The organism is Maribacter aquimaris, assembly GCF_014596745.1.
Classification (GTDB): domain Bacteria; phylum Bacteroidota; class Bacteroidia; order Flavobacteriales; family Flavobacteriaceae; genus Maribacter_A; species Maribacter_A aquimaris.
Genome location: NZ_JABTCF010000001.1, coordinates 717,521 through 730,608 on the forward strand (window position 1 = coordinate 717,521; position 13,088 = coordinate 730,608).

10 protein-coding genes are annotated in these 13,088 nt (G+C 42.1%); 4 read left to right on the plus strand and 6 right to left on the minus strand.

The features are described 5' to 3' along the window. The first annotated feature begins 7 nt into the window (after positions 1–7). Entirely contained in the window at positions 8–1,564 is a 1,557-nt protein-coding gene (locus HPE56_RS03150; protein WP_188242297.1) for a hypothetical protein, read from the plus strand. Positions 1,565–1,575: 11 nt separating this feature from the next. Here the strand turns inward: HPE56_RS03150 and HPE56_RS03155 are convergent, their stop codons facing one another. The 4 genes from HPE56_RS03155 to HPE56_RS03170 all read right to left on the minus strand — a co-directional run bounded on the left by HPE56_RS03155 (position 1,576) and on the right by HPE56_RS03170 (position 6,696). Next, positions 1,576–2,229 carry an HAD family hydrolase gene (locus HPE56_RS03155; protein WP_188242298.1) on the minus strand — a complete coding sequence of 218 codons (654 nt, stop codon included), beginning with the start codon at positions 2,227–2,229 and terminating at the stop codon, positions 1,576–1,578. Next, on the minus strand, positions 2,207–3,139 hold the full coding sequence (locus HPE56_RS03160) for a dihydrodipicolinate synthase family protein (protein WP_188242299.1): 933 nt from the start codon (positions 3,137–3,139) through the stop codon (positions 2,207–2,209). Before HPE56_RS03160 ends, HPE56_RS03155 begins: the two co-directional genes overlap by 23 nt. 44 nt (positions 3,140–3,183) lie before the next feature. Then, positions 3,184–5,490: a purple acid phosphatase family protein gene (locus HPE56_RS03165; RefSeq protein WP_188242300.1), complete on the minus strand. Its 2,307-nt coding sequence runs from the start codon at positions 5,488–5,490 to the stop codon at positions 3,184–3,186. A 72-nt stretch (positions 5,491–5,562) separates the two neighbouring features. Then, positions 5,563–6,696, minus strand: a complete 1,134-nt coding sequence (locus tag HPE56_RS03170) for a metallophosphoesterase family protein (protein ID WP_188242301.1) — start codon at positions 6,694–6,696, stop codon at positions 5,563–5,565. A 332-nt stretch (positions 6,697–7,028) separates the two neighbouring features. On the opposite strand from HPE56_RS03170, the gene HPE56_RS03175 reads away from it, so the two are divergent. Then, positions 7,029–8,606, plus strand: a complete 1,578-nt coding sequence (locus HPE56_RS03175) for an FG-GAP repeat domain-containing protein (RefSeq protein WP_188242302.1) — start codon at positions 7,029–7,031, stop codon at positions 8,604–8,606. A 136-nt stretch (positions 8,607–8,742) separates the two neighbouring features. Here the strand turns inward: HPE56_RS03175 and HPE56_RS03180 are convergent, their stop codons facing one another. Both HPE56_RS03180 and HPE56_RS03185 read right to left on the minus strand, forming a co-directional pair. After that, positions 8,743–9,828, minus strand: coding sequence for a DUF6807 domain-containing protein (locus HPE56_RS03180; RefSeq protein ID WP_188242303.1), 1,086 nt, complete (start codon positions 9,826–9,828; stop codon positions 8,743–8,745). Between the two features lie 170 nt (positions 9,829–9,998). Further along, the gene (locus tag HPE56_RS03185; protein WP_188242304.1) at positions 9,999–11,483 is read right to left on the minus strand and encodes a Gfo/Idh/MocA family protein; all 1,485 of its coding nucleotides are present in this window, start codon (positions 11,481–11,483) and stop codon (positions 9,999–10,001) included. 383 nt (positions 11,484–11,866) lie between these two features. Here HPE56_RS03185 and HPE56_RS20235 point away from each other — a divergent pair, with 383 nt between their 5' ends. Both HPE56_RS20235 and HPE56_RS20240 read left to right on the plus strand, forming a co-directional pair. Continuing rightward, a complete protein-coding gene (locus tag HPE56_RS20235; RefSeq protein WP_223170159.1) occupies positions 11,867–12,268 on the plus strand; it encodes a hypothetical protein in 402 nt (133 codons plus the stop codon). A gap of 38 nt (positions 12,269–12,306) precedes the next feature. Then, positions 12,307–13,017 (plus strand): acetylxylan esterase, encoded by a 711-nt coding sequence (locus HPE56_RS20240; RefSeq protein ID WP_223170160.1) that lies wholly within the window; start codon positions 12,307–12,309, stop codon positions 13,015–13,017. Positions 13,018–13,088 lie beyond the last annotated feature (71 nt).

Genomic DNA, 13,088 nt, shown 5'->3' on the forward strand with positions numbered 1-13,088 from the left:
CAATAGTATGAAAAAAGTATTAAAAGTATTTGGCCTTCTGATTTTATTGATTGCCTTAATCATTGGCGGTATTTTTATCTATAACTGGCGCGATCGACACCCCAATTATAACATTGACCTAAAGACGATAAGCCAAAACCCTAGCCCCATAAAAGCCGGTTTTGCCAAACGCCCCATAACCCCGACTATCGTGGATACATGGAATGATGCCAATGGTGATAACAAATACAACGAGGAGGATGGGGATACCTTTAACGACAACAACGATAATGGTACTTTTGATGCTTTCTGGATAGCCGGGATGAGCAATGCCAAACCTGCCCAAGGTGTTCATGATGATGTGTGGTCCAGGGTCATGGTACTCGACGATGGCAAAAGTCGTGTAGCGATGGTATCTTTGGATGCCATTGGTTTTTTACATGGTGATGTCATCGATATAAGAAAAAGGATCCCTAAGGAATTAGGTATCGATTACACCCTAATCGCTTCAACCCATACCCACGAAAGTAACGACCTTGTCGGTATTTGGGGGGAAAACATGTTCAATTCGGGAGTAAATCCTGAAATGATGGAATATGTCAAGAAACAAACGGTGGCCGCCGTTACCGAAGCGGTAAATAACCTACGGTCGGCTAAACTGGTTTTTGCCGAGGATCTGACGGAAAGGGATTCCGTACTGATCAAGGACACCCGGAAACCCATTGTAAAAGCTACAGGAATCCATTTAATGCAAGTTCTTGACGACGAAACGGAAGAGACCTTGGGCACGCTTATCAATTGGTCTAATCATCCTGAAACGTTGTGGAGTCAAAATCTTTTGATCAGCTCCGATTTTCCACATTATGTTAGGGAAGCCATTGAAAATGGTGTGTATAGTAAAAAAGAACTAAAAGAGAAGGGCTTAGGGGGGGTCGCCATTTATTTCTCGGGGGTTATTGGTGGCTTAATGGCCCCCCATCCTTCCATTTCCATTGAAGACCCTTATACTGGAGAATCCTACGCTTTGCCCACGTATGAAAAAACAAAGGCTCTTGGCGACCAATTGGCACTGATGTCCTTGGAAGCTTTACGTAAAAGAGGCGATACCATGGCTACCTCAAACATATCCGTTCGGGCCAAAACAATCCTAGCTCCCTTGGACAATACCACCTTCAAGATCGCAAGTGGCATTGGATTGATCCAAATGGGGGTTCCCGAGTATTTCAAAACCCGTACCGAAGTAGGGGCTATTCGAATCGGACCGGCGATGTTCTTAAGTATTCCAGGGGAAATCTATCCTGAAATTGTTTTTGGTGGCGTAGAAGCACCTGAAGGTCGGGAATTTGACATTCAACCCTTAGAGACCCCTCCTATCCAAGAATTCATCAAAGACAAATACAAATTCTATTTAGGACTTTCGAACGATGAAATAGGGTATATTATACCGAAAAGTGAATGGGACACCGAAGAACCCTACCTGTATTTGGATAAGCGCGATACTTATGGCGAAGAAAATTCCCTTGGCCCTGAGACTGGTCCCCTTATCTACCACTCCCTAATAGAGGTCATTAACGATTTGAAATAAGTTTTTTTTGGCTAGGAACCGAATATGTCAATAAAATCAACAGTGATTTCGGAATAAGTGGATACAATCCTATCGGCTAGGACCAATTGATCAGGCTTTTCACTATTCGTTATGGCAACGCAAGCCATACCCGCTGCCTTGGCCGATTTCACCCCATTTTCAGAGTCTTCGATTACGAGACACTCCACGGTCGGTACACCGAGCTTATCGGCGGTAAGCAAATAAGGTTCGGGATCTGGTTTTCCCTTTGTAACATCCTTGGAAGTCACCACTACCTTAAAATACTTGTGTAGCCTCAATAAGTCGATCACCGCGTTGGCTTCTTCATAAGTAGAACTGGTCGTTAATGCCAGGTCATAGCTTTTATAAAGCCTTTTGATCAAATCAATTACCCCGTCGAATACCCTGAGGTTGCCTTTGACCAATACCATATATTGACGGGTTTTGGCAGCGATGAGGTCATTTATTTCGACATGTTCAATACCATAGGTACCCATAATATCCTTAAACGCGGAAACATCGGTTCTTCCCAAACAGAACTTTCGATAAATTTCAGGGGTCATTTCAAAACCAATTTCCTTAAAAGCCCCTTCCGTGGCCAATTCATGGCAATCCTCGTCATCGGTAATGACCCCGTTCATATCAAAAATGATGGTCGTTATCATAATCTAGTTTTAATTTAGCCTCTATTTCCAGAATGCGGTTTATATGTTTATTGGCAATTTCTTGATGCACCCGGTCAAAGGGCAAACTGGGTTGTCTAACATTGGGGGTTGGGTATATCCCTTGCCGGTATAAAAGCTGTTTGAAAAAATGAATGGAAATATCCAAATGCTGGTTTGAGAAAGCCAAAATCGGTACGATCTGTCTGAACAATTTTTCGGATTCATTGACCTCACCTTGCTCAAACAACCTATAAATAGCCGTATATATAAAGTGCATCCCTGTTGGCATAAAGGCATGAACACCCCTTTGTAGCCCCTCGATCATTTGTGATACGGCCCACCCGCCACTAACATTCAGGCAACCTTTGGTCAATTCCAAGATCCGTGAATATTTAATACCTGCCGGAACCGTTTCAATTTTAAGACAACGGAAAGACGCCACATTCTCAAATAGTTCACATATAAGATCGTCAGGTAAGCCATAACCCATGGCATCCCAATCCTGAAGCATGATCATTTGGGGACCAAGTGCTGCCAAATCATAAAAATGTGCTTTAAAACGCTCTTCACCATCGTATGGGATTTGGAACAATACATTTTCGCACCCCAAAGCAAGATACTGCCGCAGCAATATTTTACTTTTGGCCAAATCGGTTTCCCCCGCCCCAGCAATTACGGGAACCTTGCCATTCACCGTTTCAAGTACGGTAGCCACCATTCCGAGGCGTTCACGATTGGACAACTTATAAACCTCAGCGGCCATTGCTGGTATAAGAAAACCGGCTACTCCCGCACCTAATGCCTCCCTTACATGGTTGCAAAGCGCCTCATGATCAACAGTATCATTACCATCAAAAGGGGTATTGAGTACTGTAACGATGCCCCTGAGAGGATAGGTTTCTTTTTTCAAAATATCTATGGGTAATCATTCTTTTTACTACACACGGTTAAGGATTATTTATGGATCAATTCAAAATAGTCCATGATTCCTCCGTCCGAGCCGTCTCCATTCATTTTACGTGCGGTACATTTTAAGTGTTTTCCATCAATCTCGAAAACAACATAGTGATATTCATAAAATTCCCCTGCATCGGTATTATCATTATCCTTTACCGCCTTATGATCCGGGTAATCGATTTGTTCCCACTCAGAATATTTGTGGTTGTCCAGATTTGACCCCCCACCTCCCGATATAATATAAGTCGCATTATTGCCTTTGCCCGTTTTGGGATCATAAGGCGGATGGGGCAATCCTCTTTCATAGTCATGCGTATGACCGCTTAGGACAACGTCTACCTTATTCGCCTCTATTAAAGGGACAATATACTTGCGCAAAGGGGGCTCCCCATCATATGGACCACCCGACCAAGCTTCGGAATACGGAGGTTGGTGCATTAAGGTAAATATCCATTCGCTGTTTTTCTGGGCTTTTTTAAGGTCGTCCACAAACCAGTTGTATTGTTGGCCGTGAACAGTGATACCCTCACCCTCCTCAAAATTGGACTTATTGGGATCTAGAAAAATGAAATGTGAATTCCCATAGTCCACTGAAAAGTAATATTCCGTACTCCCAGGCGAATTACGTGGGTGATCGACATACTTTTCAAAAGGCGGAACTATCCGATCTTCCCCATACCCCCCATATTCGTGGTTCCCTATGGAAATATAGGTGGGGGTGGTTCCACTAACATGGCGTAGTGGATAAAAATATTCATCGATCCAACCGGTCAGGTTTGTACCCGTAGATACCACATCCCCAACATTCAAGATAATATCGGCTTGTTCAAGTGCCATCATTTTAACCAGATTGTCGTGCACTTTCGGATAAGACCGATTGTCTCCATAAACGATAACCTTGATCGGGGCATCTTTGGGCTTTCTGGTTCTAAATATCTTCGATTCACTACGCAAATTGGCTGATTCGACCCTATAGGTATAAGTCTCATTGGGTTTAAGGCCTACCAGGGTGATTTCGTGCATGGTTTTTGGAATTTCATTCTCAACGACTTCATGATCCAATTCACCGTTTTTCCCGTAAACCACCTTTCCATAGGTAGGATATACCGTTTCCCACATCACGGTAATCGACTCCTCTTGCAAATTCTGTAAATAAGGGGGGATTACAAAGGCTGGTGCTTCCTGAAGCTGTACCTCCGCACTTTCAAGCGCACTATTAGTAAAAGCTAATCTCGTTGCTAGGTCAAGTGTTCGTGTTCGCTGTAATGTCTGGGAAAACTCATTGATCACCCCCATATTTGGTTTTGGGTGTCTTTCACAATAACGATCCAATCGATTAAGGGCTAAATTGACCTCTTCCAAGGTCTTTTTAAGTTGATAGGCCTCATCGCTTACCAAGCGTACCTTTCGCAGATCGCCCGAACCCCATTCATTGATTACTTTTATGGCAATCCATAGGGCATCCCCGACATTTGCAGAGTTACTGAGTACAATATTCCCTTCTCCCCCGGTGAATCGCTGCCGTAATTTACCATTGACCCAGATTTCACCCCTATCATTCGCATTGACCGTTAGTCGCAATGTCCTATCCTGCACTTGGAAGGTGTCTATGGACTCCGGTATTCTTAATTTGGTTCGATACCAAGCATGGGTATATTCACCACGCCAACTCTTGCCTGCACTCCTTTCTTCCCATGAGGAATCATCAAATGCGATCTCAGATGCCTTATCATTGGCTTTGTGCTTGTATTTCCAATCAACTATACCTATACCTTCCACGGGCAAAGGAAAATTCAAACCACTCATAAAAAGGGCATATCCCTTGGGCATTCCCGTAATGCGGGCATTATAAAAACGACTGTTGTAATTTCCGTTCTTGGCTTTTATCTGTATCGTATATTTTTCCCCTTCCTTAGCCGCTTTGGCCAATATCCCCTTTCCTGAATACCCGCTTGCCAAAAACAATTCCCTGCCATTTACATAGACCTGTGCCTGTGGTGAAACATCAATATGAAGGACAAGATCGTATCCCGCGAGGTATTTCGGAACAATAACTTCCTGTTTAAACCATTTTATTCCGTTCTTCTCCCAAAAAGGTTTGTTCAATGTTTCCGGTTTCCAGAGCTGGGGAGTATCAGCCAACACCTCTTTCAAAGTCAAGTCCCCTTCATGTGCTTGCCATTGTTCAATTTCCAGATAAGGATGAGACTCCAATTTTTGTACGATTGTATCTTTTTGGGCCGATACGATCATCGTCCAAAAAAACAAGGTCAAAACTAAATACTTACTATGAATGTTTCCCATTACTCGATTTAATTATAATTAAAGGCAACCCATTAAGATGAAAAAACAACAGGGTCAAAACTGGTTCATTGGTTATTTAATCGTTCTTCTTTCCACCCTAATGGTGTCAAACTCGTTGCCTTCAATATCGAACACATGCAATACGGCTTCATCCTGTTCAACCTCAACATTGATAAAATGCTCTATTTTTTTATAATTAAGGGTTTCCGGCTGTACGGCATCAATATCGTATAATGGTGCCCCTGCCCCTGCTGATGTGATAAAATGAACCCCATTGTCATATGCATGGTGGTAATGGTGGTCATGGCCATTTAAAAATACCTGTACGCCATATCGACTAAAGATATCGCCCCAAAAAGCACGGACCTTCTTTGACTCCTCCACACGACTTTTTTTCACACTATATAATGGAGTGTGCTGAAAAATAAAAACGAATCCTGCCTCACGGTTCAATTCCAATACCTGTTCCAACCATTCCTTTTGTTTCTTGAGATACTCAATGCCCGATTCTTCCCAATAGGCATCTTCCATGCCCTCGGATGTGAAAGCGGGTATCGTTGTCCGTAAACCTTCACTATCCAACACAACGAACAACGCATCACCCACGGTAAAATAGTAGTAGCGTTCATTGTTGGGAAGATCAAAAAAATCGTAATAATACGGTGAATCCTTTTCATGATTGCCCAATACCGGATAGTAGGGTGTATTGGTCATAAAATCCTTATTGATCTTAAAAAAAGACTCCCAATCCCGCATTGAAAGTCCGTTGGCAACCAAATCCCCGGAATTCACAATAAACCTTGGATTTAGTTTCCCTACCTGTTCGATTATTCTCTTATGGACATTGTTTCGACTGCGAGTATCCCCAATTGCGACAAAATTAAAAGGTATGCTTTTATCAGGATACGTCCTCAACTTACCTTTACCCTCTTCGCTGCCATCATTCAAAACATCATAAACATATTCAGTGTCCGGTTTTAAATTGGCCAAATGTATTTTATGTTGTTTATATTCCCGGATGGTGTCTTTTTCTCCCTCTATACCCGAAATGGTCATTTCACCCTCAAGGGTCGACCAACATATGGTAGCGTCTTTTGTACTCATTTGTTGGATATAAGGTCCGAAGGCAATCTTATCACTTGTTTGCCCAGCTAGTTGTAGGATGGTAAAGAATAAAAAAAGCGTAATTGGAATCGAATTTTTCATGGTATCGGTTATAAGAAGTTTATTTCTGTTTATGAAATGAGGTTGACACAATAGCCTAAATTGATTGAACATTCCATAATCATGTAACAAATATATTCAACCGAAACAAAGACGCATTAGTTTATCTTATTTGAAACCTATGTTATTTTAACCATTCATTCTTTTCAATAGCTCTATTTTTGTTTATGAAGTTAAAATTCCAACATATTGAATAACCAGAATTATAGATTCTGTAAAAGACCTATTTCGATACACTGGATATATTCATATTGAAGTACCGGTATTCTGGGTTGAAATCCATATCTTCTTGACATCTTTTATCATCTGATTTTATGAAGCTTTTTTGTATTTCCCTTTTGTTTTTCACCTTATTCGTATCCTGCAAGGAAGAACCTAAAAGTAGTGTAGTTCTGCCTATGGAGCCCAAGGCAACACTTTTGGACGGGGGCCAATTGGCAAAAGCACAATGTGCCGCTTGCCATCAATTTGTTTCTCCCCAGATATTATCCAAATCAATATGGAAGGAAGATGTACTACCGGCCATGGGACACCGATTAGGCATATTCAATGGTAACAGGCCACCAGATAGTATTTTTGGTTCACCCCGGAATGCCATTATAGTCAAAAAAGCGAATATTTATCCGGAAACACCCCTATTGGCAAAGGCCGACTGGCAAAAAATCGTGGATTATTATATTGAGAACGCCCCTGATTCCCTTTTACCCCAAAAAAGAAACCATACTATTGAAATAGGGCTTAAACACTTCAAGTACAAAGAACCTTCCTATGCCCATCCTCCTCCTTTAACCGCAATGGTTAAAATAAGGCCCCATAAAAAAGGACTTGTTTTTAGTGATGGCAAGCGCAACAACAATGTACTCACCTTTCTTGGTCCTGATCTGAAGTTTAGGAAGAATCTGTTTTTTAAAAATACCCCCGTCCATTTCCATGAAGATTCGGATACCATCTATTTAACCACAATCGGCAAGAATATTTTTCCACATGACACTCCGGACGGGGCCATGCAGAAAATCGTTGATTCTAAAAAAGGTCAAGACCTAATAATCGCAAAGCCTATTATCGAAGGACTTCAACGGCCTGTTTTTATGGCTTATGGCGATTTGAACAATGATGGAAAAGAAGATATCGTAGCCTGTGAATATGGGGACCTAACGGGAAAATTGGTGTGGTATGAAAACCAGGGGGACTCCAAGTACATCCCAAAAACACTAATGAATAAGCCAGGGGCTATAACCGCGATTATCAATGATTACAATGCAGATGGCCTAAACGATATTTTTGTACTGATGGCCCAAGGGGACGAAGGTATTTTTTATTTTGAGAATAAGGGTGATGGCTCCTTCTTTGGGAAAAGACTATTTACCTTTTCCCCCCTCAATGGCAGTCAATATATTGAACTTGCCGATTTCAACAATGATGGCCATAGCGACATTTTATACGTCTGCGGGGATAATGCGGACAAAACCCCGATTCTTAAAGATTATCATGGTATTTACATCTTCTTGAATGACGGAAACCTGAATTTCACACAAGGGTATTTTTACCAACAAAATGGAGCCTACAAAGCCATGGCAAGGGATTTTGACCTTGATGGGGACTTGGATATTGCCGCAATTTCATTTTTCCCGGATTACTTGAAGAATCCCAAAGAAAGCTTTGTATATCTTGAAAACATCGGTAATCTGACCTTCAAGGATTTCTCCTTTCCTGAATCGACAAATGGACGGTGGATTACTATGGATGCCGGGGATATTGATGATGATGGGGATATTGACATCGCCTTAGGTTCCTTTGTTTACTTTATGGCGAAAGGTGATACTACGGGACTGAGCAAAAAATGGCTTAAAGAAAGTCCCTCCGTCATTCTGCTCGAAAACACACTTAAGTAAAAAATTGCTCCATAGAGGACCCGCCCCCATGACACCCATACGATTTTTAATATCGGGTCCTTTTAACAGGCACCTGGGTATAAAAAAACGCACCTTAGCTTAACTTCTTCCCGTATCGATTGCTGGTAATCCAATCCTAATTACCAGCGAAGTCGATATAGGCCTTGTCCAATTGGGCCTTGTCAATTTTACCATCAAAAACAGCTATTCGATACGTAAAGGTAACCGCCTCATTAGGTAGTAAGGAAAAATTCAATACCTCCTTGCCATCACTGAATATTTTCTGTCCTAGCGGATTGGCTGCAAATAGTCCATAACCACGGGCATGCCAATAGGTAGGATAACCCACGTTATTGGGACTATCCATAATAACCACGGTTACATCCTTATTGTCAATGGTCCCATAGAGTGCTACCCATTTGGCCCTAGTACCCCATACCGCATCGCCCTCAATACCCGTACTGCTTAAATAATGTCCATTGACCCCTTCATTATCCAAAACGGGCACATCGGTCTTATTCCCTTGGGCATCACTGAGTGTCACTGGCTTTTCACTTGGGTGCTCCAATCCACGAGCGGTACGTATGGCTATCATCCCTTCTTTGTTATCCTTAAAAACGATAGGATCGTCCAATGCTTTTAGGGTAACTACCCGATCGATAATCCGTTCCCCATTTTTAGCGTAAAAAACAAATTTGGTATCTTCTTTCAACAATATGGAACCGTCTGGTTTCAACCAATTGGCCGCTACTTCCAAACCAGCCTTTCCGGCACCACCATCCATGGCTATAATTCGATCATGCCGAATGGTCCCCATTTTATCACTTTGTTCTTCAGGTATTGCATCGGAATTGTTCCAAAAATCCAATCCGTTTACATCACCGTAATTGAACCATGCCCCTATATGGTGCGGATGATCGGTACGTTCCTTTCCTTTTGGTGCTATGGGATAACCGCGGGTAATGGTTGCTCCGTTGGCGGCATTGATCGGATAGAGCGTAGTTTTTTTAAGCACCGGAAGGTCATCGGTATACAAATAGGATGTAAATAATTTTCCATCGACCAAAACATCAATTTTAGCCTCATCCGCATTATCTGCCAATACAATATTATTCTTTACCTCTTTTTCGATGTTGTCTGTTTTTTTTGGTTGCTGTCTACAACCAGATAAGCCTATGGCCGAAAAAATAACCACTAAAAATGATACTCCAATATTCTTCATCTTCAAAAATTATAAAAATTTAATTACATCAATTAAAAAACAATCCCTGTGATAGAATTTAAATGTCAAATATCACAGAGACTGTGCAATCTTTCTATTTAGTAAAACAAGGTGTTCCAAAAAGAATCCATCCGATAGCATATCGGTGGCACACCTACTTTGTAAGGGGTCTAGACCACGTCAGGAACCATAAACCCTTTTCGGTAATCCCTTGTCAGCATTTTATTCGCCTCCTTATCCTTAACAAAGGACTCTTGGTTGCCGTCAATTTTCAATTCCCTTCCAAGTCGATAAGCAACATTGGCTATCAATGGCAGCACTGTTGATTGATGGCCCGTTTCTATATCACAAGTCAATTCAGACCTATCATTGTTACGAACGGCAGAAATGAAATTATCAAAAATGGCATCTCCTCCTCCGCTTCCAGTCAAATCAAGGGGATCATAAGAATCGTCCTTTTCACCAGAGGTAGGTCCAGCCTCGTTTTTGCGACCGAAAAAGGTTTGCCAATTACCACCGGCATCAATCTGCATCCACCCTTCCGTTCCTAAAATAATGGTTCCTATTTTAACGGGTGTAGCATTGGTAGTTGCCGATATTTTACCATCACCGGTAAGCTGTATATCGGGTAAAAGCACACCTTCCGGATTTGTGGTTAGGCCCCGCGTTCCAAATTCCAAAATCTTGCCATCAGCGTATTCAAAAAGCGACGTTTGTGTATTTGGGGTTTCCTGTGATGAAGGCTTGCCATAAAACCCTCCCATTGAATTTACCCTGACGGGTAACTCCTCCTTGCCCAATGCCCACCGGGCCACATCAAATTGATGGGGACCTTGGTTCCCTGTATCCCCATTACCGTAATCCCAATGCCAATGCCAATTGTAATGGAACCTATTTCTGTTGAAAGCTCGTTGTGGTGCAGGTCCTAGCCACATATCATAATGCACCTTATCCAAATACGGTTGGGTATACGGTGTTTCATAACTACCTGTCTCCAAATTCATACGGAATTTTTCACCAGCTTCCATCGCCCCATCAGGATATTGACCAATATTCGCCCTTGGCTTAAAACAGAGGCCCCGCGTCATATATACTTCCCCTAATTTACCATCACGAATAAATTTCATGGCCCTAATCGTACTTTCTATGGATCGGTTTTGGTAACCTACCTGAACCAATACATTGTGTTTTCGTGATGCCTCTATCATTTTCCGGCCCTCAAAAACATTATGCGCAGATGGTTTTTCCACATACACATGCTTACCTGCCTGTGCCGCCCATATGGTCGACAGGGCATGCCAATGGTTTGGGGTCGCAACGGACACCGCATCAATCTCCTTATCATCAAAAACACGCCGCATATCCCATTCCGTTTTGGGCCGGTACCCTGCAAATTGCTCCACTTCATCAAGGCGCTCTTTGAAGAGGTTTTCGTCTACATCAACAAGATATTTCAAACGTACATTCTTCATTTTCCCAAAATTATCGATATGGGTCCCTCCCCTTCCCCGGATACCGATAACCGCCATTTGAATGGCATCGTTCGAACCGAGGATACGACCATAAGAAAGAGCACTAGTAGAAAGCATTGAGGCCCCCACTAATCCAGCAGACCCTTTCTTGATAAATTTTCGTCTGGTGATTTTTTTCTTCATAATACTCTGTTTTTATATATGCGTTTGTCTATTTTGATCTTGGGGATTTCAACAAAGTAAACCATAATAAAAACGTGATGCTTCAACTATTTTGCTCTTTATACGTGCCCGTTTGACCTTTTCGTTTTATAGTTTCCGCAACCATAACCGTTCTTAAATCTGTCCTTTAAAGGGAATTTCCATTTTCTTTAAAAATCCATCTTTATTTATGTTTAAATCCAGGATGTTAATATTCCATGTAAAAACAGCAAAATAGAAGAAACATATGTTTCCCGGTATAGACTATATTTAGAATTCGAAATGAGCTTTTGAACTTCCCTGAATTCGACCGAATGGGAAAATAATTTTCAAATATTAAAGCAATAAAAAAAAGGAAAAACCGAATGGGAAAGTTATTTATTTATCTGTTTTTTACGACTGTGTTCCTAAATGCACAAAATGATATGTTGTGCCAAGGAGACTATTGGACGGAAGATGAAGCCAATTTGAAGATGAAGGAATTTGCCTCGCAATGGAATGACCGTCAATCTTGGGAAAAACGGGCCGATATGATTCGCACAGGGATTATTACAGGTCTGAAATTGGATAAAATGCCACAAATCAAAGGTAATTTCAATCCGATTATCCGGGACAAGAAAGTAATGGATGGTTATTCCGTTGAAAATATTGCCATCGAAAGCTTTCCCGGATTTTATATCACCGGCAACCTATACCGACCCAATGACCCCGACAAAAAAATGCAGCCATTCTTTCCCCCCATGGTCATTTATCGGACAAGCGCTTAAAGGAGGATGTACAAACCCGGTGTGCCGTACTGGCCCGTATGGGTGCTATTGTATTTGCTTACGATATGGTCGGTTATGCCGAATCGACACAGGTAACGCACAAAATGCCGATTGCCTTATTGTTACAAACCTGGAACAGCAAACGGGTACTCGAATACCTCCTCTCCCGATCCGACGTAGACCCTGAACGGATCGGAATGACCGGGGGCTCTGGAGGGGGCACACAAACCTTTGTGCTGGCCGCCATCGACAACCGTATAAAAGTCGCTGCACCAACCGTTCAGGTTTCTGCCCATTTCTTTGGAGGTTGTGTCTGTGAAAGTGGTATGCCCATCCATAAAAGTGCCCACCATCAGACCAATAATGTCGAAATTGCCGCACTTTGCGCGCCAAGACCCCTTTTGCTTATTTCAAACGGATCGGATTGGACAAGGAATACACCGCGGATCGAATACCCCTATATTCAGAAAGTATATGCCTTGTACAATGCAGAGCATAAGGTTGAGAATGTGCATTTGCCTATGGAAAAACATGATTACGGACCCTCGAAACGTGCAGCGGCTTATATGTTCTTTGCCTACCGTCTCCAATTGGACAAGGGTAAAGTCACCATTACAACCGGGGTTCAAGAGGATTTTGTTACGATTTTACCCCAAGATGACCTAAAAGTGTTTACGAAAACCCATCCAAGGCCTGAAAATGCCATAATGGGAGATCAGGCCATCATGGATTATTTGGGAATCCATTAAAAGGGGCCTGTAGCATAGGGTCCAATGACTCCAAATTCAAAAGAAAAACATAATTGGGTATAGGGTTAACT

Coding starts and splice junctions, on each gene's coding strand:
- HPE56_RS03150 (WP_188242297.1), top strand. CDS start 8: ATGAAAAAAGTATTAAAAGTATTTGGCCTTCTGATTTTATTGATTGCC.
- HPE56_RS03155 (WP_188242298.1), bottom strand. CDS start 2,229: ATGATAACGACCATCATTTTTGATATGAACGGGGTCATTACCGATGAC.
- HPE56_RS03165 (WP_188242300.1), bottom strand. CDS start 5,490: ATGGGAAACATTCATAGTAAGTATTTAGTTTTGACCTTGTTTTTTTGG.
- HPE56_RS03170 (WP_188242301.1), bottom strand. CDS start 6,696: ATGAAAAATTCGATTCCAATTACGCTTTTTTTATTCTTTACCATCCTA.
- HPE56_RS03175 (WP_188242302.1), top strand. CDS start 7,029: ATGAAGCTTTTTTGTATTTCCCTTTTGTTTTTCACCTTATTCGTATCC.
- HPE56_RS03180 (WP_188242303.1), bottom strand. CDS start 9,828: ATGAAGAATATTGGAGTATCATTTTTAGTGGTTATTTTTTCGGCCATA.
- HPE56_RS03185 (WP_188242304.1), bottom strand. CDS start 11,483: ATGAAGAAAAAAATCACCAGACGAAAATTTATCAAGAAAGGGTCTGCT.
- HPE56_RS20235 (WP_223170159.1), top strand. CDS start 11,867: ATGGGAAAGTTATTTATTTATCTGTTTTTTACGACTGTGTTCCTAAAT.
- HPE56_RS20240 (WP_223170160.1), top strand. CDS start 12,307: ATGGGTGCTATTGTATTTGCTTACGATATGGTCGGTTATGCCGAATCG.